Annotated in this window: 24 protein-coding genes and 1 pseudogene; 19 read left to right on the forward strand and 6 right to left on the reverse strand. The window is 31.4% G+C overall.

What is annotated here, in order from left to right; translation table 11 throughout:
- Positions 1-4 precede the first annotated feature (4 nt).
- The 11 genes from ACZ5N4_RS09925 (at position 5) to ACZ5N4_RS09975 (ending at position 11,241) form a co-directional block, all read left to right on the forward strand.
- A complete protein-coding gene (locus ACZ5N4_RS09925; protein WP_464209494.1) occupies positions 5-895 on the forward strand; it encodes a BadF/BadG/BcrA/BcrD ATPase family protein in 891 nt (296 codons plus the stop codon).
- Between the two features lie 10 nt (positions 896-905).
- A complete protein-coding gene (locus ACZ5N4_RS09930) occupies positions 906-2,000 on the forward strand; it encodes a DUF871 domain-containing protein (protein ID WP_464209496.1) in 1,095 nt (364 codons plus the stop codon).
- Positions 2,001-2,673: 673 nt separating this feature from the next.
- The gene (locus ACZ5N4_RS09935; RefSeq protein WP_464209498.1) at positions 2,674-2,949 is read left to right on the forward strand and encodes a hypothetical protein; all 276 of its coding nucleotides are present in this window, start codon (positions 2,674-2,676) and stop codon (positions 2,947-2,949) included.
- 528 nt (positions 2,950-3,477) lie between these two features.
- A complete protein-coding gene (locus ACZ5N4_RS09940) occupies positions 3,478-6,114 on the forward strand; it encodes a hypothetical protein (RefSeq protein ID WP_464209500.1) in 2,637 nt (878 codons plus the stop codon).
- 12 nt (positions 6,115-6,126) lie between these two features.
- Positions 6,127-6,513, forward strand: coding sequence for a hypothetical protein (locus ACZ5N4_RS09945; RefSeq protein ID WP_464209502.1), 387 nt, complete (start codon positions 6,127-6,129; stop codon positions 6,511-6,513).
- Positions 6,514-6,955: 442 nt separating this feature from the next.
- Positions 6,956-7,540 carry a transposase gene (locus tag ACZ5N4_RS09950; RefSeq protein ID WP_464209504.1) on the forward strand — a complete coding sequence of 195 codons (585 nt, stop codon included), beginning with the start codon at positions 6,956-6,958 and terminating at the stop codon, positions 7,538-7,540.
- A 131-nt stretch (positions 7,541-7,671) separates the two neighbouring features.
- Positions 7,672-8,187: a DUF2247 family protein gene (locus tag ACZ5N4_RS09955; protein WP_464209506.1), complete on the forward strand. Its 516-nt coding sequence runs from the start codon at positions 7,672-7,674 to the stop codon at positions 8,185-8,187.
- Between the two features lie 217 nt (positions 8,188-8,404).
- A complete protein-coding gene (locus ACZ5N4_RS09960; RefSeq protein WP_464210886.1) occupies positions 8,405-8,581 on the forward strand; it encodes a phospho-sugar glycosidase domain-containing protein in 177 nt (58 codons plus the stop codon).
- A gap of 138 nt (positions 8,582-8,719) precedes the next feature.
- Complete coding sequence (locus tag ACZ5N4_RS09965; RefSeq protein WP_464209508.1) at positions 8,720-9,127, forward strand: (deoxy)nucleoside triphosphate pyrophosphohydrolase; 408 nt, start codon at positions 8,720-8,722, stop codon at positions 9,125-9,127.
- Between the two features lie 131 nt (positions 9,128-9,258).
- Positions 9,259-10,800 (forward strand): AAA-like domain-containing protein, encoded by a 1,542-nt coding sequence (locus ACZ5N4_RS09970; protein ID WP_464209510.1) that lies wholly within the window; start codon positions 9,259-9,261, stop codon positions 10,798-10,800.
- Between the two features lie 63 nt (positions 10,801-10,863).
- Positions 10,864-11,241 (forward strand): HIT family protein, encoded by a 378-nt coding sequence (locus tag ACZ5N4_RS09975; protein ID WP_464209511.1) that lies wholly within the window; start codon positions 10,864-10,866, stop codon positions 11,239-11,241.
- 66 nt (positions 11,242-11,307) lie between these two features.
- Here ACZ5N4_RS09975 and ACZ5N4_RS09980 read toward each other — a convergent pair whose 3' ends face one another.
- The 6 genes from ACZ5N4_RS09980 to ACZ5N4_RS10005 form a co-directional block, all read right to left on the reverse strand.
- On the reverse strand, positions 11,308-11,925 hold the full coding sequence (locus ACZ5N4_RS09980) for an ankyrin repeat domain-containing protein (RefSeq protein WP_464209513.1): 618 nt from the start codon (positions 11,923-11,925) through the stop codon (positions 11,308-11,310).
- Positions 11,926-12,750: 825 nt separating this feature from the next.
- On the reverse strand, positions 12,751-13,038 hold the full coding sequence (locus tag ACZ5N4_RS09985) for a Dabb family protein (protein ID WP_464209515.1): 288 nt from the start codon (positions 13,036-13,038) through the stop codon (positions 12,751-12,753).
- Positions 13,035-14,147, reverse strand: coding sequence for a hypothetical protein (locus ACZ5N4_RS09990; RefSeq protein ID WP_464209517.1), 1,113 nt, complete (start codon positions 14,145-14,147; stop codon positions 13,035-13,037). The genes ACZ5N4_RS09985 and ACZ5N4_RS09990 overlap by 4 nt, the downstream gene beginning before the upstream one ends.
- Before the next feature lie 24 nt (positions 14,148-14,171).
- Entirely contained in the window at positions 14,172-14,513 is a 342-nt protein-coding gene (locus tag ACZ5N4_RS09995) for a nuclear transport factor 2 family protein (RefSeq protein ID WP_464209519.1), read from the reverse strand.
- A 25-nt stretch (positions 14,514-14,538) separates the two neighbouring features.
- Positions 14,539-15,339 (reverse strand): SDR family oxidoreductase, encoded by an 801-nt coding sequence (locus tag ACZ5N4_RS10000; protein ID WP_464209521.1) that lies wholly within the window; start codon positions 15,337-15,339, stop codon positions 14,539-14,541.
- 72 nt (positions 15,340-15,411) lie between these two features.
- Complete coding sequence (locus ACZ5N4_RS10005; protein WP_464209523.1) at positions 15,412-16,326, reverse strand: helix-turn-helix transcriptional regulator; 915 nt, start codon at positions 16,324-16,326, stop codon at positions 15,412-15,414.
- 258 nt (positions 16,327-16,584) lie between these two features.
- Here ACZ5N4_RS10005 and ACZ5N4_RS10010 point away from each other — a divergent pair, with 258 nt between their 5' ends.
- The 8 genes and pseudogenes from ACZ5N4_RS10010 (at position 16,585) to ACZ5N4_RS10045 (ending at position 24,647) form a co-directional block, all read left to right on the forward strand.
- Entirely contained in the window at positions 16,585-17,415 is an 831-nt protein-coding gene (locus tag ACZ5N4_RS10010) for a nitroreductase family protein (protein ID WP_464209525.1), read from the forward strand.
- 225 nt (positions 17,416-17,640) lie between these two features.
- Complete coding sequence (locus tag ACZ5N4_RS10015; protein WP_464209527.1) at positions 17,641-18,120, forward strand: hypothetical protein; 480 nt, start codon at positions 17,641-17,643, stop codon at positions 18,118-18,120.
- Positions 18,121-18,297: 177 nt separating this feature from the next.
- Positions 18,298-19,230: pseudogene (locus ACZ5N4_RS10020) on the forward strand (phospholipase D-like domain-containing protein); the annotation flags it as partial.
- A complete protein-coding gene (locus ACZ5N4_RS10025) occupies positions 19,210-19,458 on the forward strand; it encodes a DUF3427 domain-containing protein (RefSeq protein WP_464210889.1) in 249 nt (82 codons plus the stop codon). The pseudogene ACZ5N4_RS10020 and the gene ACZ5N4_RS10025, both read left to right, overlap by 21 nt.
- Before the next feature lie 623 nt (positions 19,459-20,081).
- Positions 20,082-21,353, forward strand: coding sequence for a restriction endonuclease subunit S (locus tag ACZ5N4_RS10030; RefSeq protein ID WP_464209529.1), 1,272 nt, complete (start codon positions 20,082-20,084; stop codon positions 21,351-21,353).
- Positions 21,354-21,465: 112 nt separating this feature from the next.
- Positions 21,466-22,260: a hypothetical protein gene (locus ACZ5N4_RS10035; protein ID WP_464209531.1), complete on the forward strand. Its 795-nt coding sequence runs from the start codon at positions 21,466-21,468 to the stop codon at positions 22,258-22,260.
- A gap of 115 nt (positions 22,261-22,375) precedes the next feature.
- Complete coding sequence (locus tag ACZ5N4_RS10040) at positions 22,376-22,732, forward strand: hypothetical protein (RefSeq protein ID WP_464209533.1); 357 nt, start codon at positions 22,376-22,378, stop codon at positions 22,730-22,732.
- Between the two features lie 13 nt (positions 22,733-22,745).
- On the forward strand, positions 22,746-24,647 hold the full coding sequence (locus tag ACZ5N4_RS10045) for an HsdM family class I SAM-dependent methyltransferase (RefSeq protein WP_464209535.1): 1,902 nt from the start codon (positions 22,746-22,748) through the stop codon (positions 24,645-24,647).
- Positions 24,648-24,649 lie beyond the last annotated feature (2 nt).

Here is a 24,649-nt window from a genome sequence, read left to right on the forward strand (position 1 = left end):
TTAGATGAGATATATAATAGGTGTAGATGGGGGAGGAACTAAAACAGAAGCTATAGCCTATAATATGGAGGGCAAAGAAATATGTAAGGCAGCCACAGGATATGGAAGCTTAATAATAGATGAAAAGACAGCTTTAAATAATATTATCCAAGCTATAGAAATCTGTGTGAACATGTTAAAAGAAGATGAACTTATAGGAATTTATTTAGGACTTGCTGGTATAGAGGCTGGAGAAAATAAAAAAATAGTGGAGAAGGCAGTAAAAAGTAAATTTAATACAGATGTAGAGATTTACAATGACGCAGAACTAGCTTTTTATGCATTACTAAAAGGAGAAGAAGGAGTTTTAGCTATTTCAGGTACTGGTTCTATAGCTTTAGGAATTTCAAAAGATAAAAAGATAACCTCTGGAGGCTGGGGGCATCTTTTAGGCGATGAGGGAAGCGGATATAATATAGCTATAAATGCCTATAAAAGGATGATATACGAAGAAGAATTAGGCATTGAAAAAAGCAAGCTGACAAAGACAATATTAAAAGAGTTATCCATACAAAATGTACAAGATATAAAAGGGATAGTTTATTATTCTACTAAAGATGAAATTGCTTCTATTGTTCCAACCATAGCAAAATTAGCAGAAGAACAAGAAGAAAATGCATTGAGAATTCTTAAAGAAGCAGGAATGGAAATAGCTTTAATGGTACACAGGCTATGGAAAAAGCTTAAACTTCAGGGAACCATTAAAGTTGCCTTAAAGGGCAGCATTATAACAAAAATTAAGTTTGTAAGAGAAGCTTTTAATGCTCATTTATTAACCCTTGTTGAAGATGTAGAAATTATAGATGAGGATGTGTCTTCCTGCAAGGGTGCCTATTATTTAGCAAAACAAAAATGAGGTGATGAATATGAAAAGATTAGGTATTTCAGTTTATCCAATGCATGCAAGCTTGGAAGACAACCTTAAATATATAGAATTGGCGAGTAAGTATGGATTCAAAAGGATATTTACCTGCCTTTTGTCTGTAGAGGGAGACAAGGAAAATATACTTAAGGAGTTTAAAGAAACTACAGCCTTTGCAAATACAAAGGGTATGGAAGTTATTGCAGATGTAAGTCCTAGAATTTTCGAAGAGCTTAATATAAGTTATAATGATTTAAGTTTTTTTAAAGAAATAGGTGCTTATGGTATAAGATTAGATATGGGATTTTCAGGCTTGGAAGAATCTATGATGACTTATAACCCTGAGGGATTATTTATAGAATTGAATATGAGTAATGGTACAAGATATATAGAAAACATAATGAGCTACAAGCCTAATATAGAAAAAATTCTAGGATGTCATAATTTTTACCCACATAGATATAGCGGTTTAAGCTATGAACATTTCATAAAATGCAGCAAGCAGTTTAAAGATTTAGGTATAAGAACTGCTGCCTTTATATCATCTCAAGCAGCAAATTTTGGTCCATGGCCTGTAAATGAAGGCCTATGTACCTTAGAAAAACATAGGGAAATGAATATAGTAACACAGGCAAAGCATTTATTTGCTATAGATCTTATTGATGATGTTATCATAGCTAATGCTTTTGCCTCAGAAGAAGAGCTTAAAGCTTTAAGTGAAATAAATAAAGATATGCTGGTAATGAAGATAGAGCTTTCAGAAGGAATCCCAGAAGTGGAAAGAAAAATTGTATTAGAGGAGCGTCATTTCAATAGAGGAGACCTTTCAGAATATCTTATAAGGTCAACTCAAAGCAGAGTTAAGTATAAAGGTCATAAATTTATACCTTTTAATACGCCAGATATAAAAAGAGGAGACATTTTGATAGACACATCCTTATATGGACATTATGCAGGGGAATTGCAGATAGCTTTAAAGGATATGAAAAATTCCGGGAAAACCAATGTGGTAGGCAGAATTGTAAAAGAAGAGGAGTTTCTTATTGATTATATAGAAGGATGGCAAAAATTTAAATTTGAATTGGATTGTGTTAAGTAGTTATGAAAAGTTAGCTTGATTAATCATACAATTTCTTCAAATTATATTAATTTAGAAATTACGCTTTGGATATCCTAATATATGAACTTGCAGATAAAACTGCAAGTTTAATTCTTTATTCTAGCATGGAATTATATACGTCAGAAGGAAAGCTGCTTATATCTTTTGAGTTAAATAAAAGCTACTGTTTTGATTATAGATATAGAGAAACATCTTAGAACTTTAACTTAGATTTGGTGTTCTTACATGAATTTATTACTTATTTTGATAATTTTATTCAAAACATACATAATTTTCTTGATTTATATTATGCAATATGTTAACCTTTCAAAGGGGGGTGACAACAATGTACGAATTGATAAAATACGGTTCTGTTATATTATGTGTGATAGTAATAGCATTTTCTATATATCAAGTTGCAACAGGAAAAGCTAAGTTTCAACAAAAGAAAAAATAAAAAACTTCCTTATAAAAAATAATTGAAACGACCATGGCATATTTAATATAAAATTAAATGGTCTGTTGCATTAGCGATTTTTGAAATCGCTATGAACAGATTTTTTTTCTATACAAAAAAGACAAATTTAAAATGAAAATTGTTATTTATTTATATAAATAAACAATTATAAGTTATCATAATTTAAATTAATTTTTGGAATAAGGGGGTAATTTTATGATCGATATTATTCTTCGTATGGTTTTCCATTGCGTACTGTCAGGGTGGAATCTTCACTCATTTTATAAGAAAAGAAAGATTTATAATTTACTATTTTGCATTTTTTTTGCATTTGAATTATTAAGAGAACTTTTCTTGGAGAAATATTTAACTTCTAATATACGTACAGTTATTATGTTTATACAAGGAGCAGTTTTTATAATTGCTGTTATCTTATTTTTACGTAATAAAATTAATGATGATAAAAAACAATATTCAGAAAATACGAATTAATGGAACTCTTTTAGGAGTTCTATTTTAATATACTATATTATCAACACTATTTTTTAACATAGCCAAAACATAAAGCAGATTAAATTATCAGAGCTCACAGAAGATGATCTTATGAAAATAGGCTCGCAGGAAATGTGCATTTGTATTACGGAATAATTGAATTTTAAATTAGTTTTTTATTTAATATATACATATTAAGAATGAGTAAACTAACAATATGGGGTGATATATTAAGTATTGATTAGTGTAAGAAAATGGAGTGATTGTTTTGAAAGACGTAGTAGCTGGGATTGTTGTAAAGGAAGGATAAAGAAATGATGAATATGTTATTCTCTTTCTTTTATATTTTTTGTGAATGTATATCAAAAGTTACTATTCGGTAGCAAAATTATGCTATTCAGCAATGAAGGAGATAAAATTGGGAAAAATATGATAAAATTTTGCCTCGAAGAGGTGAAAAATTTGTTAGGAGAGTTAGCAATGAAAGAATCATATTTTATAAAAGTTTATAAAGAAAGGAGAAAGTAAATGGGGGTACTTCATGCACTAAGAGTTAAATCTCCTTATCAATTACTACGTATAGAAGACATAAGAATTGATAATAAACCTAATGAACATGGATATTTATATTTAAAATGTTTAATAGATGATTCAATTAATTTTCAGTCTGCTATAAATGCGTCTACTAGTGATAAAATATGTATTTATGAAGAAACAGAAGATGAAAATGCAAGTAATGAAAGTCCTGTAAATATTAATGTAGTAAAGGAAAGCAAAAGTAAGATATTATTTAATGGAATGATAAGCAGTATAAAGACAACAAATAATAATGGAATATATTGTTTAGAAATAGAAGGAATAACATCAAGTTTTGAATTAGATGTAAAAGAAAAAAGCAGATCCTTTCAAAATGCTAACATGACATATAATGAGCTTATAGGAATACTTTTAAAGGATTATTCAGGTTATAGTTTTACTCAATGCATAGCAGAAGGACAAACAATAGGAAAGCCATTATTCCAATACAAAGAAACTGATTGGAACTTTTTAAAGAGAATAGCTAGTGAGTTAAATTCAGAATTATTTTGTGATATAATGGAAACACGTAATATGTTTTATTTTGGGAGACCAATTAAAGCAAGTTATGAAATAGAAGATATGGGTTTTTATAAAGCTCATAAGAATCTAAAAAGATTTCATGAAGCAGGTGGAATTGAAGCAGGACACGATACAGATTACTTTTATTATGAAATAGAAAGAAGAGAAAAGTATGAAGTTGGAGATAACATCTGGTTTAAAAATAAAAAGCTTTATGTAAATCAATGTTCAGCCTATGCTTTAAAGGATGAAGTAATTTATAAATATCGTTTATGCAGGAAAAACGGTATATGGCAAACAAAACTCTATAATTCACTTTTAAGCGGAGGGTCTCTTGAAGGAAAAGTTCTTGCTGTAGAAGGTGAAAAAGTAAAGCTTCATCTTGATATAGACAAAGAACAAAATAAAGAAGCCGCCGCATGGTTTCCATATGCACCGCCAACAGGAAATGCAATGTACTCAATGCCTATAGTTGGAACAAGTGCAAGACTTTATTTTCCCAATGAAAGCAGCGAATCACCAATTGTAACAGGCTGTATAAGAAAAAACGGAAGCAGCTGTGCTAAAACATCAGATACAACTAAAAGATATTTTGGAACAGAACATGGCAGCGAAATAGAAATGACTCCAGGTGCAGTAAATATAAAAGGAGGATCAAAAGAGCCACTTAGTATAAGTTTTGATGATAATGTTGGAGTAACCCTTAAAAGTCCTAAAAAACTAAGTTTAAATGCAGATGGTGAAATAGTAATAAAAACACCACAAAGTGTAAATATAAAAGCACAAAGTCAGATACTTGCAGCCAAAACAGGTACACAAAGTGGTTTTTCAATAGAAAATGAGTTTCATTTTTTAGGCGATAACGTAATAAAAAATGGAAGCGATAGAGAAACATATCCTCCATTTGATGATGAACCAAAGGCAGGCCAAAAGATAGAGAAGAAACAAGAAAAGAAACAGGAAAAGAAGAAAGGATTTAATTGGGGAAAATTAGCAATTGCCGCAATAGCCGCAGTAGCAGTGGTAGCATCAGTGGCGACTTTTGGAGTAGGGGCAGGAATTGCATGTGCAGTTGCTGTAGCATGCATAGGTGCACTATGTGCAGCTGCTAGTGCATCGACTATAAGTTCAAGTACATCAGGTGGAGGAGAAAATGATATCGGTGCTTGTATAATGAATGCATTTAAAGGTGCATTAAGTGGGGCTAATCTCTCACCATTTATTAAATCATGGAATTCACTAAAAGAAATAGGTTGTGATATTTGGAGCGGATTTGAAAATAGAGGGGAAAAATTCTTGAATTCACCATATGATTTTGTAAATTGGGCAACGCTTGGAATTCCGGACGTTATAAAAACAACATTACAATCAAATGCAGAAAGATCAGAGAAAGCATTTAATTCAGTATATGATTGCGTTAATTGGCTTAGCCTTGGTGGTGCAGACATGGTAAAGGAAACATTTAATCCAGAAGATCCTCTATCAAAAGAACATTGGCTAAATAGTTTTGGATTAGCATCAACTATTTTTGGAGTACGAGGAGCTAAGTCTAGTATAGGGAAAGCTAGTATGATAGATGATATTCCTAGTAGTAAGATTGCTAAGGGGGCGGGTAATCCTGAAAGACAATTACTAAGTGGTTCAGAATGGAATGAATATTTTAAGCAAACCTACGGTTCTGAAAATGTTGAGTGGATGACTAAAAATAAGGCCAGCTTTGGGTCAAGAAATCTATTAGAAGGACATTTTGATAAACATGGTAGTGAGTTTGGAGGAATATATAGTAACGCAGATGAATATTTACAAGGTGCAAAGGATGTAATGAATAATGGATATAAGGTACAGTATGATTACAATGTTACAGATAAGTGGGGTATGAAGGTTCCAGAGCAAAGAACTGGTTATATGAAGTTCATGGGTAATAATAGAAAAGGGGAAGCAAAATTTGAATTCGTTGGAACCAATAATAGAGGAGATATAACAACGTATCATACTGAGAGTGGAAAAACCTTATGGAAATTATTAAATGGTTCAAACACTGATAAGACAATTAATCCAGTAAAGTAAGGAGGAGATTATTTGAAATATTTAGTTACTGTTGAAAGTTTTAATAGTCTAATCGAGGAAGAAGTTATAGTGAATATTGATGGACAACAGATTAGATGTTTTATGTCGTATGGAAGTGGAAGTGAGATAGAAATAGGCAATCAATATTATGCAGACATTGAAGTAGAAATATTTGATGATTTAGATGTTAAGGAAGTTGAAAAAAGTGCAAAAGAAATGCAATGTATAAATCAAACTTTTGCATATTATATAACAGGAAAATTAAATATAGATAATAGTAAAATTGAGTCGACAATAGATGTTTACTTAGATGGAGAAGATTTATATGATTATGGTTGTTATGACAGTAAATATGTTGAATTAAAGGTAGATAGATTTAATATTGAGTTTGATGTATAACTAAAAAATAATATAGGATGGCTTTCTAAAATAAATTTAGAAAACTATCCTTTATTTTTACTTGAAATCAGTAAAAGTTTTATTATAACTTATTTACGTAATGGGTATTTAATTATTTTTTGTGGTATTAAAAGTGGATTGGCATTAAAGAATTAGAGAGTATTGTCAAGATGGTATAATACCAGTTTATGGACTAGAGGATGTGGGAGGGAATGGGAGAGTCTTGTCAGTATTCTTAACAGAAACAAAGGAAATAACAAAAGAAGTAAACCCAGCCTATTCATCATCAGAACGAAAAAATAATCCTATGACACAGAAAAATGATAGTTGAGATGCTCAATGTATAGCGAAGGTTTTATTAGATAAACTGGATACTTTACCAGAGGCTAAACCAGATGATTTATACTGAACTTTAAAACAGTTAGTTGGCAGGAGAAACACAATGGTTAAGGAACTTGCAACTACTAAAATTCAGTTGCACAATCAACTTGCATTACATTATCCAAGTTATAAGAAGTTTTTTAGTGAGGTTGATGACAAAACTGCATTGGCATTTTGGAACAAGTACCCATCACAGAAACATTTGGATAATGTATCATTACAAGAATTAAAGGAATTTTTACTGGATAATAGTAATAACTCCTGCTCAACACGAAAAGCAGAGCAAATATTAGAACTTGTTAAATTAGATGGTATCACTACAAGAGACTATCAGAGATTTAGAGACGTTCTTATTCAAAGCATGGTAGAAGAAATTAAGTTTTTCAAAGAAGAAATAAAGAAAATAGAAAGAGAAATGGGTAAGATTTTGAAGTTATTAGATTATAAATTGCAATCTATGCCAGGTATTGACCTTGTAACGGCTTCAAATCTTATAGCATATATCGGTGATATACGTAGATTTGCAAATCCAAATAAACTTGCAAAATATGTTGGAATTGCTCATATAAAGTTCAGTTCCGCTGGTAAGGGTAAAGAACAAATGAGTGAGCAAGGTAGAAGAGTGTTGAATGGGGTCTTTGAATGAATTGTTGAGCCAAATGGTCAAATCAGCCATAGAAGATTTGTTCCAGGTTACGGAGTTACTGGTATACCAAATTATGATCAGTACATTAAACAGTTATTAAAAAATAGTACTAAATAGAAGTAGGTGATTTAATGAAATATAAGTTGGATATTTTTGAAGAAAATAATATCAAGTATGATTGGAATACTGTGTATGTTGGATTAAAACTTAGTCTGTTAGAGCTAGAGGAAGTACAAAATTATGCAGTTTCAATTATAGAAAATACTGAGACATCAAATGAAATCATCATGGAATTAGCTTGGGGGATAGAGGAACAAAGATTAGAAGAAAGTATTCGAAGTTTACTAGAGAATAAAGATATACAAGAAGACTCAAAGAAATTTGAACTCGAGGAACGTAAGTGGAGATATTGTATACTAAAGCAAATAAGTAATAAGTATAGCGGTAAGGATATCCTAAGTAAAATAAATGATGTATTTGCACATTTTGGTTATCCTAGTGATATGATGAGTTTTGTAAGCTATATGACTACAATGGATGGATATAATCCGATAGAGCATACCTATGAACAAAACTTCAATAGACTAATGAATAACTTTAAGTCTTTCCTTTTGAAGGAAAAGTTTATTTTAACAAAAGTATCCTAATAATCTTAGTAAATTGTTGAATCTCACTGCAAAATAGAGTTAAAGGTGACTACAAAAATGGATTAGTGAATTATTAGTCAATCCAAATGATAGTAATAATAGTTTTGTGCGTACCAAAAGGAAATAAGGTCACTACATTATTGTAATAATGCAGTGAGAAAAGGATATAATGGACTAGCTGAAAAATAAGTAAGCTAGTTTAGAAGAGGCTCAAGAAATAAAGAGATTCCTTCCTAATGGTGATTATGAACATTATGCAGGGAAATTGCAGATAGCTTTAAAGGATATGAAAAATTCTGGGAAAACCAATGTGGTAGGCAGAATTGTAAAAGAAGAGGAGTTTCTTATTGACTATATAGACGGATGGCAAAAATTTAAATTTGAATTGAGTTAGGAGAAAGAAAATCATTAAAGACCTCTTTTGGTTGTTATTATGACTAAAAGAGGTCTTTGCTTTGCAATAAAAGATTTAAGATGTGTTATAATATCTATATTATACTAATTTGGAAGTGTTGTTTAATATTGATATGGAGTGATTGTTTTGAAAGACGTAGTAGCTGGAATTGTTGTTAAAGAAGGTAAAATATTAATTGCCAAAAGAGCTGAAGGACAAAAGATGGAAGGTAAATGGGAGTTCCCTGGAGGAAAGATTGAAGAGGGTGAAACACCAGAGGAAGCATTAATAAGAGAATTTAAAGAAGAATTAAATGTAAATATAGAGGTAGAAGGTTTTTTCTGCGAAAGTATTTATGAATATGAATTCGGAGCGATAAGGCTATTGGCTTATAAATGCAAATGTAATGATAAAGATTTTAAATTAAGTGTACATAGTGAAATAAGCTGGGTGAAACCTGAAGATATTTTGGAATATGATCTTGCACCAGCGGATATTCCTATTGGAGAGAAGATATACAAGGAATATTATAAAAGCCTGTATTAGGTAGAAGTTATTAATTATGATAAAACTTATATCCCGGGGTTTAGATTGTTTTGTTATAATAAATATATTGGTAGCTGCACGGAAGAGATTTAAATAGAGTAGCTCACGGTTATGAAAGGAGAGCATTTTAAATGAAGGAATTTAATGTTACGGGGTTATGCATACCTGAAAAACATTTCATGGTTGATATAAGTGGTAAGATAAAGAAGATTGCTCAAATGGTAGATAAAGGAGCTTATTTTACAATCAACAGACCAAGGCAGTTTGGTAAAACCACTACATTTAATCAATTAGTAGAAGAATTAAGCAAAAAATATGTTGTAATTGATGTTAGTTTTGAAGGAATTGGTGATGATGTTTTTGAAACTGAAGAGAAGTTTTGTGAAACTATATTTGAAATATTGGCTAGAAATGTAAAATTTACAAACAAGGAATTGTATAAAATACTGAAAAGTTATGTAGATGCAACAAAAAACTTTAATGATTTATCCGAAAATATCACTGATATGGTTGATAAGTATGATAATGATGTGGTTTTAATTATAGATGAGGTGGACAAAAGTAGTGGTAATAGAGTATTTATGCAGTTTTTAGGAGTACTTAGAAATAAATATTTATCAATGAGTGCTAAGAAAGATTTAACCTTTAAAAGTGTTATATTAGGTGGAGTAAATGACATTAAGAATATTAAGCTTCAAATTAGAGATGAAAAGAATAGGGTTTTCAATTCTCCTTGGAACATAGCTGCAGATTTTAAAATTGATATGTCCTTTTCTTCTGAAGAAATTGAAACAATGCTTAATGAGTACGTAAATGAAACTGAAATAGACATGGATGTAAAGTTTTTATCTAAAGAGATAAGAAATTTTACTAGTGGATATCCTTATCTTGTAAGTAGACTTTGTAAAAATATTGATGAATACCTTGGAAGGGAATGGACGGTAAAAGGACTTCAAAAATCTATAAAAATGACATTAAATGAACATAATACTCTTTTTGATGATGTTATTAAAAATATTGAAAACTATGATGAAATAAAAACAGTAGTTTATCAGATATTAGTAGAAGGAAAACAAATTCCTTATAATCCTTTTGTTTATGAAAAGGGATTGATGTACGGAATACTATCAGAAAATAATGGTAAGCTTATTATGAACAATAAGATTTTTGAAATGTTATTATACGATTACCTTATTGCTCAGAAGGATATCCAAGAAGCTGCATCAAAACTTACACAAGTAGATAAGAATGAGGTCTTAGATGCTGAGGAATTAAATATGGAAAAAGTTTTATTAAAGTTTCAGGAATTTATGTATGAACAGTATAGAGAAGAAGATGAACACTTTTATGAAACTAACGGTAGACTTATATTTTTAGCATACTTAAAGCCTATTTTAAATGGAAAAGGCTTCAGTTTTGTAGAACCTCAAACAAGAAAAAACAAAAGGATGGATGTAGTAATTACTTATGGAAATAAAAAGTACATAGTAGAACTTAAGATATGGAACGGTGAAGTGTATAGAGAAAAAGGGGTACATCAGCTTGCAGAATATATGAAGGAGCAAGGGGTAAAAGAAGGATATCTGCTAACCTTCAATTTTAATAAGAATAAAAAATATACTGCAGAGTGGATTAAAGAAGATGGAAAAAGAATATTTGAAGTAATGGTTTAAGCTAACGGATATGAGATAAAAAGAAAGCTATGTTGTTTTTTATATTAGAAGGAGAGGAATAAAATGTCAGAATGTATATTTTGCAATTACAACAAATCAGAAATAATAACAGAAAATAAACTTGCCTTTGCCATAATGGATAAATTTCCTGTAAATGAAGGCCATGCATTGATAATACCAAAAAGGCATTTCCCATTTTTATTTGAGGCTTCAGAGGAAGAAATAAAAGCTATATACAGCCTTATGTATGAAGTTAAGGAGATGTTAGATATTCAGTATGAACCAGCAGGATACAACGTAGGAGTTAATATAGGCTACTATGCTGGACAGACAATAAAGCATTTGCATGTTCATTTAATTCCAAGATATAAGGGTGATGTAGAAAATCCTAGAGGTGGAGTTAGAAATTTAAAACAAGCCTTAGTTGAATATGATGGGTAAATAAATTGAACCTCTTTATGTTTGGTTTCACTACAAAACCATTTAAACACAAAGAGGTTTATTTATTTACGCGTATTTTTGTATAATAGCTTTGATCTTTTCATTCTGACAAGCTTCTAAAGGAGTTAGTCCTAAGGAATTTTTTGAATTAATATCGAAGCCAAGACTTATAAGGGCTTTTAAAAACTCTTCAAAATTTTCGTCAGGACAGCCGATATAATCATCGTGAATAAGTGTGTTTTTATATTTGTCTCTTATATTTATATCAGCTCCATATTTTACAAGAAGATTCAGAAGCTCTACAGAATAGTTAAAGGTGCAGTAAAATATAGGAGTCTTACCGGATATGTTGAGTCCATTAACTTCCACTCCTTTTTCTAATAGCATAGTTATTACGTCCATGTGAGGTTTACTCCGTGCACAAAGCCTATGAAGAGGAGTTTCTGAGAGATTGCCATGATGGCTGTTAATATCGGCACCGTTATTTATTAGGATTTCAATTACTTCAAAATAATTATTTTCACAATTATCAATAGCAAAAAAAAGCATCTTCTCAAGCTCTGAATTATAATTTAAATCCTTAGCGTCCTTAAAATAATCTCTTATTTCATCAAGGTTTCCTTCTTGAATGAATGTATAAATTGATTTAGGTTTTGAAGAAAATATATTACCAAAAATTTTCATGCTAGTCACCTCCGGTTAATTACACATTTTATCATACTGAAATAGTAAATACTTAAAGCGTTTATGTAAAAATTTTACATTATAAATGGATTTTATCTATTTATAATAATATCCTATACCAGTGCCTATGACTAGTGTTAAAACAATGATTATAATGGAATTTTAGATTGAAAGCTAATTAAGATTACCTGACAACGAGTAATAGGGATGGCAGAGGTAATACTGATATAGCCGATGATAAAATTATCAGGCTCATTGCTAAATAAAGGATGAAGAGTATACAATAAAAATGGCGCTTGTGAGATTGAAAAGTGTAAGCCGGAAGGATGTAGAGAGTACCCATTTACAAATAAGCCAGAAAGATTATTCAGTTTGTATAGTATAGTTGATTCTGCAAGTGTATGTCCAGTAGTTTTTGAAATACTGGAAAGACTGAAGAAAATTTATGGCTTTAAGAGAAGATAAGAAGTCATTCTTTTTAATTCCAAGATATAAGGGTGATGTAAAAAATCCTAAAAATCTTTAATGTTACTTAAATTTTTCTAAGCCAGATAAAAAGTAGAAATTGCAAGTCCACTAATGTCCTTCAAAGGCCTGCAAGTCGTACCTTCATTAAAATGTAATTTTCAAAAGGCCTCTTCCATTAATCATATTGTCAATCTGTAGTAATTTTAGAATAACCATGATGAATACATGTATAATGTGTTTTCTTATACAGAAGGGTGATGCTGTCTATCTCTCAAATAAAGCTCATAAATACATGTGACCGTATTGTAGAAATTCAATACGGTCACATGATCTTAGAATTATATATACTGTTTAGTTTTAAATTTCGTAGCATACGGATGCTTGGGTGTCTAGGACGCTGACTATAAATTTTGCAACTTCTAAGTGTGCGGGATGAGCAAGATATGCATCCAAATCTTCCAATGATGCAAATTTTGTAATCAGAATCAGGTCATAAGCTGTTTGGCTGGGACGAATATTTACTTCAGTTTGTATATCTAATAAAACTTCTATTTTTCCTTTCATACTTAAAAGAACTTCCTGTGTTTTTTTAATATTTTCAGCATCCTTATTTTTAAGTTTTAAAAGCAAATTATTTATGATCATTTTTTACCTCCTGTAATATTCAGTATAGTTTGGGCGGCTTCTTTACCATTTACAAGTAGTACGATCCGGTGAATGCCCGGGTAATGCTTACGAGTTGTAAGGTCTGCAAAGCTGTGACTGCGAGTTCCCGATAAGTGTACATAACCGGATATAGTTTTATCTGATAACAGAAATAGCTTGCGGGAGAGGTTGCCATTGGATTTTATAAAGTCGATGCCATATTCTAAACGGATATGTGCTGGGGCATTCCATACTATATCCATCGAATAATTTAGTTCACAGCTATCTCCAATCTGAAGCTCATTTGGACTAATAGTCAGGGTCGCATTTTTAAACAAGGGTTTTTCATCGGAAAAGTCTGTATAACCAAAGAGAGCCATTGCCGTAGGATTAGCTTTTCGGATGAGGGTACGGCAGCCTTGCCGCAGAATCCAATCTGTTTCAGAACTATAACCTATCCATTTTTGTGCAATATTCAGAACTGCATCCGGGTTATCTTTCGTAATATCATTCAAATTGTTGGCAACACTTTTTCGGACGTAAAGGGAGGGGTCAGCCTTTAGGTTTTCCAAAACTTTAAAAATCGGCGATGGATCTTTTTTAAATATTGGAAGTGCTATCCCCCACGGTAGACGTGGACGGCACCCTTCACTGGAAAAGCGCCGAACATGATCATTTTGATGGAATGACCACCTGAGCATATATTCCATTACACCCTTAGGATCACGGAGTAAAAATGGACGAATGGCAAACTCTGAGGATGACTGCTGAGTAAAACATTCCAGAGCATTCATTGAAATTTCAAAGTGTTTTTCTTGCTGACCGTAAGTAGCTACAAAGTCAGGAAAGAACAGGTATGGAAACCCGATGCAGCTCTCGTTTATAGAAAACAGAATCTGTAAGGCATCCTTAAAAGGAGCGGGAAGATATTCACCCAATTTCTCTGCAATTCTATGAATTCGACCCTTTAGCTGTAATTCATCCCATGGATGTGCAAGCACAGAGCCTATAAACTGTTTTGTATTAAAGTTCTTATAAACTTTGTGTACTTTATCTCCAAAATCCTTTAAAAATTCAACAGAATAAATATCTTTTAACGCATCACCCATAAATCTTCTCCGTTCTTCTGATGATTAATAAATGGATAACTTAACAATTTTATTATTTTGAATATGGAAATGAAAATCCAGCAATAGCGGATCAGGTAGTCCAGCCTTATCGTAATTTCCATCTAATTTAAAGGTCACGGTAATTTTATCTGTGTCTTGTTCTATTTCTCTAGGTTCTAATCTTAGATTAACAGCAAACTGTTTTTCATCGCTCCATTTTTTAATAGCATCTTTACCGTGCATTGTCTCTCCTTCATCGTAAACCACCGCATCTTCTGAAAAACAATTCAGATACGCCATTGGATCGGGATTATTTGTTGAAGTAACAAAGTTTTTGATCACCTGTGACATTTGATTTATATTCATGTTTCATTCTCCTTCGAATAAATTTTTAGATGGTACGGATTATTCCACCATCAATAGTATGCTCGCTACCTGTAATGTAGGAAGCTCTGTCTGATACAAGAAAAGTAACAAGTTCAGCAATTTCTTCAGGTCTTGCCGGACGGCCAAGTGGTATTCCTCCCAGGGCATCCATTAATTCTTGACGTGCACCGTTATAATCACTTCCGGAATTCTGTGCCATTCTTTCAATTAGACGCTCGGCAGCCTTTGTTTCCGTAAAGCCTGGAGCAACTGTATTTATCCGTATTCCATCAGGACCAAACTGAGTCGCCAGGTTTTTACTGTAATTTGTGAGAGCTGCCTTTGCAGCAGAATATGCCATTGTCATATTTCCGGGCAGCCTGCGTTGAATGGAAGAGATATGAATTATCACACCTTTGTGTTGTTTAACCATAGCTGGCAAAAATCCACGATCCAAGCGTACAGAAGAAAAAAGGTTGGCATTAAATGTCTGCATCCAGTCTTCGTCACTCAATGCTAATGCTCCAGCAGTGGAAGACGAGGAACCGCCTACATTGTTGATTAGTATATCCAATCCTCCAAGTTTTTCAAGGGTATCTTTAATGATTTTTTCAGTACCCTCTGGTGTACTGACATCAGCTTGAATAAATCCAACAGAATCCGGTAAATCTTCTGAAACAGTTCGAGCAGTGGTCATTATTGTCGCTCCTGCATTAAGCAAACGTAGAACAATAGCATTTCCAATACCTTTGGTTCCACCTGTTACAAGTACGCGTTTACCCCCAAGTTCTTTGCTCATATCAAATAATGATGAATTATTAATCATAATAGAAATACCTCCTTGCTTTTAATTTATTTTACTTGCTTAGTATAACTAATAAAACATGACGACAGTACGTCATGTTTTAGAGTGATATTTATTTACCATATTATCCAACCGAATTGCGATTTCATCCCGCAGACTTTGAGGTTCTATCACCTCTAGCATTGTACCGAAAGAAAAGAGATAATTGTAAATCCATTCACCACCAGGCATAGAAATAATCACAGTATAAGAGCCATCCTTGTTTTTCGTTACGTTTTCTTCTCCAAAATCGTCGTATACACGGTAGGCACCTTCTGGTGATATTTTGAGAGTCAGATTGATCTGCTCACGAGCTGCTTCATCTGCAGACTTAGTCATAAGCTCTTGTGAGTTTTGGTGCATGCAAGATTCCTCTGTAATATGAATATTTGTCATACGGCTTATTTTAAAAGTTCTGCAGGCCGTTTTCTTCAGGCAATATCCTTGCAGATACCAGGATTTATCTTTAAACAGCAGTTTGAAAGGTTCAACTTTGCGGTGGCTTTTTTCACCATTTACATTGAAATAGGAAAAAGTAATTACCCGTTGTTCAAGTATGGCATCCTTAATAAGGCTGAAAGCTTCTTTTTGATTTTTGTCGCTTCCCCAATTAGAAAAGTCAACTTCAATCCAGTTAACATTGCTTTTTTTGAAAAGGCTGCTCAATTTTAATAGTACTTCATCGAGTCCAGGATATTGCACTGCCGACAAGCTTTGCAGAGCTAGCAGAATTTTATCTTGTTCCTTTTCGGAAAGCAGTGACTTATCAAGCACAAACTTATCTATCAGAGAGATTCCTCCACCTTTGCCTTGGCTCGCATATATAGGAATGCCTGCCTGGCACAGGGCATCAATATCCCTATATATTGTTCTCACAGATACCTCGAATTGTTCTGCTAATTCTCCAGCTGTTATAGACTTCTTTTCAAGCAGGATATATATAATTTTAAATAATCTACTAATCTGCATAACATCACCTCATGTAAAAATATAAATTATATAACTTGACAGCATATTGTCATATTATACGATCTAACCTAGAAATTATGTGTTAATTTTTACTGATTGTATGCTCTAAGCAATATTTGCAGTTTAAATTTGAAAACAGGAAATAACTTGACGTGATGTGGTCAGGTTATATCAGCTATGATAAAAATGATGATCCTAAGTAATACAGGATAGGAGATTCTTTAGGATTATGAATATTTAGGAAAGAAGGAGAATGATATGAATAATACTGATTTTATTAAAGTTAATTTTGAGACATGTACTAAATGTGGCTTATGTGTAAAAGTCTGTAGAGGAACACTGGCGATGAGTGACTTTGGACCTAAAGTTGCTGAAGATCTTTGCATTGAATGTGGTCATTGTGTCGCAGTTTGTCCAAATGCAGCTTTGGACAATATTAGGACTCCATTACAAAACCAGATACCAATAAAAAAAGGCTATATGTTGGATTCTGACACTGCTGCTGGGTTTCTTCGTTCTAGAAGATCCGTTCGCTCCTTTCAGAATAAGGTTGTGCCGAGGGATACTGTTCGTGAGCTTCTTAACATAGCCAGATTTGCACCTACAGCCTGTAATTCCCAAGGAATCACGTATCATGTGATAGATAACCAGGATACCTTGCACCGTATTTCTTCTGCTCTAGCTGACTGGGCCGAACAAGCTATAGAGAATGGTCCTTTGAAGAATTCACCATGGGTGCAGAATACTGCATCTACTATAGCTCAATATCGTAAAGAGGGTAAGGATACTATCCTAAGAGATGCTCCTTGCTTGGTAATAGCAACCGCTAAGAAAGATGAAAAAATGCTTGGCCGTGATAACACACATTTTTCACTGGCATACGCTCAATTATATGCTCCAACATTAGGACTAGGCAGTTGCTGGTCGGGATTGTTTGAATATTGTGTTATGGATGAATATGAGTCACTACTGAAAATACTCAATATTTCCCAAGACAGAATAGTAACCGGTGGACTATTAGTAGGATATCCGTTATATAGTTTTAAACGATTAGTGGATAGAGCTCCTCTGCAGATTACATGGCAATAAGAAAGCTTACTAAATGCTTCCCATTATTCGTATAACTTTCATGAATTGAATTAAAGCATTTTAGCTTTAAAATGCAAAAACTCAATAAAAATTATATTATATAATAAAGCGCTACCATTATATGTCTGTAATTGTAGCGCTTTATTTTTGATAAAAAAGTAAAAACAAGTTATAATATGCATATATTGCCGTAAATCTGGAGAAGGTTTGGGAGGAATAAAACTTATGAGCACATTCAATTTTATAGCTTCTGATACTCAGCTGCCAGAAGTTGACTTAACAAATGTAAGAAGAATAACGGTTAAAGAACTAAAACAATTAAAGCCACAGACGAGAAGTGACATACCATTAGATAAACTGGATGAAAATTTAGAAGTGCTTTATTACGAATCAGAGGAAGATATGAAAGGGTTAACAGTAAGCTTTTGTAATAACCCACCATATAATTTAGATTACCATATAAAGAAAAAATATGTATACTGGTTAAGGTATGACTCTACAGAAAAATGTAAAGATCAGCTTATGGAATATTTACAGAAAAATATAAAGGAAACACAGCAGGTTGAGATGTGGGCAATTACATTTGGTAACAAGGATGACATATATAAAGTAAAAAATATAATACAAATAAAGCTATCAGAAATTACTAAAGAGAATCTTATGGAACTAGATTCACAGGGAATATGTATTCAAATTAGCTGTTGATGAACTTTCTACTGTACCTCTTAATAATCTTGGTGATTCTATTTTGTCTTGTAAAAGGTAGGATATTGGAATTAGTATAAGAATTAATAGTGTAAGATAAAGTTATGTTTAGTTAACATCTCTTTAAAATTTTAATAAATAAGAATTTAGAGAAGCAGCGGGAAGAAGGTATGGGCTATGCTAAAGAATGGAGTTTATGAACAAGTTATATATGAAGATCTTAAAAATAAACTAAAGGAATTGGATTTAGATAAATATATTCTAGAAAAAGAAACTATAGATGTAGAAGAAGCGAAAACTATACTAACAAGTTATATATCCTCTGTAGTAAAAAAGTGTTTAAGATTTATAAGAGAGAATAACAAACAAAATGATAAGGAAGCTTTGCTTTCACAAATAAAAGCTTGTAATGAACTTATAAAAAGCTTAAGTAAAATAGCAGATGAAAAAAATATTGCTGGACTAAAGATTGATGAAGAAGGAGAAATGCTTACAGCTTTATACTCAAAAATAAATAGCATTAAAGCTGTAAAGGAAACTAAGGCAATAAGACCTGTGACGCCACTTTCTCAAAGCTCACTTTTCACTGGCTCAAAACAAGAACCGGACATGATGAGTGAGATAAAAAAAGAAATACTGTGCTGTGACTCTATTGATATGCTGGTTTCCTTTATTAAATGGAGCGGTTTAAGATGCATAATTGAGGAGCTTAGAGAGTTTACAGAGCAGGAAAATCATAAGTTAAGAATTATTACTACTTCGTATATGGGAGCCACTGATTATAAAGCTATAGAAGAACTTAGTAAGCTTAAAAACACTGAAATAAAGATATCCTATGACACTGATAGAACAAGGCTTCATGCAAAGGCTTATCTTTTTAAAAGAGAAACAGGCTTTACTACAGCTTATATAGGATCTTCTAATTTATCTAATGCCGCTCTTACTTCTGGGTTGGAGTGGAATATAAAGGTCACTGAAAAGGATTTTTTTGATATTATAAGAAAGTTTCAGGCTACTTTTGAAAGTTATTGGAATGATGATGAGTTTAATAGCTTCAATGGAACTTTTGAAGAAGATAAGAAAAGACTTATAACTTCTTTAAAAAAGGAAGGTAAAAATGGAAGACTATTTCATTGTCAGAGTCAAAGCAGGACTTCTGTGGAAAGTGAAACGGGGCAGAGGTATATTAATCATATGAATACAGGTAATAAGATAGTTTTGTTTGTTAGGAAGAATAAGAAGAAGGATGGAATGGCTGCAGCTTATACTTATCTTGGAGAAGGAGAGTATGTAAGTCATAGTGGGAGTATGCCTATTAGTTTTGTGTGGAGATTATAAGGAAGAGATGTCAGCGGGATTGATGGGTGTGGCTAATAAGGGTGTAGTTTAAAAATGTTATTTTTATTTTAAGCACTATTGAGAAAGTAGAATAATTTTACCTGCTATTTTCAAAATATAAAAAACACTTAAATTATAAAAATCTATATCGAAAAACTAAGTTTGCTAGTCTCTTATATAATAGTAGAGGATTAATTATAAATGAAGTTAGGAAAATTTAAATTTAAGGAAATCATTATTAGTATTTAGTACTATATTATAGTAAGGAGATTTATAAAATTTTCCTATTTTAACAAAAAGGTAACTTGTAAAAACTTTATTTTATTAGAACCTATAAAAATTGGAAATCAATCTAATAATTTATTTACTTATATTGGTATATGAATTATTAAAAGCAACACTAGGAAGATAGTTTAAAATACAACTATCTTTTTATTATAAAAGTTTATATATCTTGAAAATAAAAAAATGAGGTATTTATATAAGTATATCTAATTAAAAGAGATATACTTATTTTAATTAATGATAAAATTGGAAATAAAACTCTTGATTTTTTGAATATTTAGGAATAATATTATTACATAAAGAAAAAATCAGGGGAAATTATGTGATGGAGATTATAGATGAAATGTATTTATATAAAACCAAATGAATTAGATGGTAACAAAATTTCATATGAGTACGTAACACAAAAGAGAAAACTACAAGAAATTTTAAGAGATTATAAGACTATAAAACTAAGTAGTATAGCAAAAGATGTAACTAGCGGATTAAGAATAAAGAAAGAATACTATGCTGAGGAGGGATATTCAGTTATTGCGACCGGGGACATAAGAAATGAGACAATATATTTAAATGAACTAAAGTATGTAAATAAGGAAGTAATAAGAGAGAAGGATATAATTTTTTCAGGAGATATTCTAGTAACAGCAGCAGGGAGGTCTGGTCAGATAATTTATGTAAATGATGAACTTGAAGGGTGCGTCATAACTTCAGACATAATAAAGATAAGACCAGCAAATTTAGAAAAGAGTTTATTTATATCAAGATTTTTAAAAAGCAAACTTGGACAGATAATGATTAATACCATAAAGACTGGATTGGCTAATAAAATTTTGATTGAAGATATAGCAGAGTTATCAATACCTGAAAATTACGAATTGGATAAAACATATCATAAGGACACTGTAGAAATACAAACACAAGCAGCTCAACTGTATAAAGAAGCAGAAAATATATTTTATAAATTCTTGGATTACAAAGGCGAAGAAAAAAAGAAAAAATGCTTTTATATATATAAGTATCTTGATATTAAAAGACTAGACCCTAAATACTACACTAATTTCTACACTGAACTTTATAAAATTATTAATAAGGATACTAAGTATATTAAATGGCAATGCCTTGGAGATGTAATAAAGGTAAAGGTAGCAGCAAAACCTAAAATTAATAAAAATGAGAAAATCAGATATTTTTCTTTAACAGATGTAGATGAAAAACTTTCTGTTATTAAAGATACACATGAAGAAGAATATGGAAGGCTTAGCAATAGAATGAGGAATGTAGTTAGGGAAGACGAAATTATAACGGCTAAAGGTGGAAGTGCAACCGGTACGAATGGACATGCTACGGCTTTAATTACTAAAGAATTAGATGGAGTGATTACAACAGATGCTTTTTTTAACATAATACCCATAAATATAGATAAATATTATTTATTATTTTTATTTAAACAATCAGTTGTAATAAATCAAATAAACATGATTTCAAAAGGTACTATTTATAAATTAGTTGAGAAACAAGACTTTGAAGATATAAGGATACCAAGGCTTAATATGAATATTGAAAATTTAATCAGTACCAAGATAAAGGAATATATTTGTATCCTACATTAGCTTATTAACAAATAATGGATAAGATGTATTAAGTGTAACAAGTAAAATTGATAATTAAATGAGCGATATCAATTTTATCATAAGTACTATAAACAATATGGAGGTAGATAAAATGGATTTTGAAAAAATAAAAACTTTGGTTACAGCGACATCGGCCTTTGTCACAGCAGGAAACATATATACTAAGTTGAACATAAATGGAAAACTAAGTGAAAGTGAGGTTAGCGAGTTCTTAGAACCTATGTACAAAGATCTTATGAATGTAAAACAAGGGTTAGAGGATATAACAATGGATAGAGTAAGAACTAAGTTCAAGGAAACAATAGACTCACTAAAAGCACCTAAATTTTTAAAAGATAATAGAAAAGTCTTAGTAGAGTTGGAAAATCATATAGGTGAGGTAATTAATAGGTATAATTCAGTTTGTAATTTATGTGTTGGTGTTGTTAATGAATCCTTGAGAATAGAAAACTTAAATTGTTTTTTAAATATCGAAGAGTTGGGGGATATACCACCAAAATTAGTAGATTACTTATTTCATTTTAAGAACAGTGAAGAAGTAAATGATATATGTAAGGATTTAATTAACCTAGTACAAAATAAGATTTCTATCAACGAACTAGATTGGATAGAAGAAAGAAAATTAAATCAAAAAATAAATAACGCAGTTTTAAATGCTATTAATGGAATAAAAGCAATTGATATATCTATAGAAAACCCTATTAATGAATTTGTTAGAAAATATTTTGATAATACTATGACAAATACACCGCTAACAGAATATCAAATTATGTTACAAGGTCACGTTAGAAGTTTTTTAGAGTATAGGAGTCTTGTTTTTAATAAAGTAAGAGAAACTGCTACAAGTATTGAAGAATATTACGAAAAACATAAACCTAAAAAATAGATTTCTTAAGGGAGTTATAAGGAATCTAACTTTAAAAGATTCCATAAATTATAATTTAAAAAAATAATATTACTTACAATCAAGCAATGAAGCTTAATAAATGAGAGGTGAGCTCATGGTGAATCAAATTTATGACCAACTAAAAACCCCTAAAACACTAGAAGAACTCTATCAAAGGTTAAATGAACTAGGCTTTAAATGGAACAATGCCCAGATTGAATTGTTTTTAAGTATGGATAAAAGCATAATAAAAAATGGAAATACTTATAGTGTTGGCGAAAATGATACTAAAGATACTATTTTAGATATAATAGATAAAACCATTGGTGGAAAACCGATGATACCAATAAAAAAAGTGATGGGAAATATACCATTAGATGTAGTTGTAAGTGCAGAGGAGATATTAAAGATTGCACTTAATAGTGGTAAATATTCAAGTCCCAATGGTTCAGTATTAAAGAGGATAAATTAGAGGAGGAAAGAATATGCAAGAATTGATAAATAAAGTGAAGAACTTAGGATATGAAACAATACATGAAATTGATGAAACTACTTTCAGGGCAAGTCATAAAGAAGTTTATGTATATGTGAAAAAAGTAGAGGATGAACAATTAAAACCAGATTTAATAACAAGTATAACTTATGATGCGATGGGTACAGATCCTATGTCGAAATATGCTTGGATTACTAATGGAACAAATAATTCTTATATACTTGTAGAAGAAGAAAAGGCAATTTCAGAAATTCCAGCAGTAATAGCAGGAGAAGAAAAATTCAATTTTGGTAAAAGACAATTAGATGAAAGAGATAAATGGTCAATAGAGAGATATCATGAGTTGCAAAGAAAATTTGATGCAATACATGAGATGATATATGGGATGAAGGATCATGTAAATAATTCAAATGATGCTATAGATGAATTTTGTAAGTTAATATTTATGGAAGTATTTAGATTAAACCATAAAGGTTATATATTAAAAGGCGGAGAATTAGAAGGTAAGCGATTTGATGATATTTTTAAGTTTGAGAATATAGAAAAAGCAAAAGCATTAGAAGATAAAAACAAAGCGGTTCAAGATATTAGAGAAGCCTTTAAAATAGTTAAAAACCATGAGGATTATGTTGCAACATTGGATGATGGAAGCAAGGCATCAATATTTAGTGCTGATGAATATATAAAACTTGAAAATCCCACTATTTACACAACAGTTTTAAAGACATTACAAGATTTAGGGCCAATTAAGGTTGAAGGAGTAGAAAGACCAGGTACACTTTTAGATTTAACTGGAGACGTAGCAGGAAGAGTATTCGATGTGCTTTTAAGAGGAAAATTTGAAAATAAGGGTGGAATGGGAATATATCTTACTCCGAGACAAGTAACAGAAGCAGCAGCAGAAATAGTTATGTATGACTTAACAAAAGATGGAGCAGGAAAATTAGTAGAGATAGAACCTAAGACTGGTTATCCAACTTTTAAAGTAGGAGACTTATGTTGTGGTTCAGCGGGATTTTTAATAAAAATGTTACAAGAGATAAAAAATCATATGCTTACTAAATTAGGTGGTAATACAAAACATTATGAAGAAGTGTTTGAACTTATGAAAGAACACTCTTTTATAGGAGCAGATAACTCTCCAGGAATGGTGTTAAAAGCAAGACTTAATATGGCAATGAATGGAGCCGTGAAGTGTCCCATATTCCAAACTCGAAATTCATTAATGACTGAAAATCTAATGCCAGAGAGTTTTGATGCAATAATTACAAATCCTCCTTTCTCTAAAACAGGAGTATCTAAGACTATAAAGAAGGGAAGTACAACAATAGATAACCCAGAAGGCATAGAGATAATCTCAAAATTTTCTAAGGATATAGATGAAGATGGACAAAATAAAATGAACTCAGATAAATTATCACTTGGTTCTAAGCCAGATAGCAAAGGAAAATGGAAACAAGTAAATTCAATAGATCCAGCAGTATTATTTATAGATAGAAATTTACAATTACTTAAAAAAGGTGGACTATTGATGATTGTTATTCCAGATGGAATACTTTCAAACTCAGGTGATAAACATGTTCGTGAATATATAATGGGCAAGAAAAATCCAGTAACAGGTGAATTTGAAGGTGGAAAAGCAATTCTAAGAGCAGTTATAAGTTTACCACAAGAAACTTTTGGTTTATCAGGAGCAGGTGCTAAAACTTCATTATTGTATTTAAAGAAGAAGGAACATCCAGGAGAAAAACAGGGGCCAGTATTTATGGCAGTAGCAGATGAAGTAGGATTTACAGTAAAGCAAAATGTTGAGATACAACTAGGGGATGACCATAATGATTTACTAAAAATTGTTGAGGCTTATAAAAAAGGTATACCAGAGGATGTAGAATAGGC

This window comes from Clostridium nitrophenolicum (genome assembly GCF_055391695.1).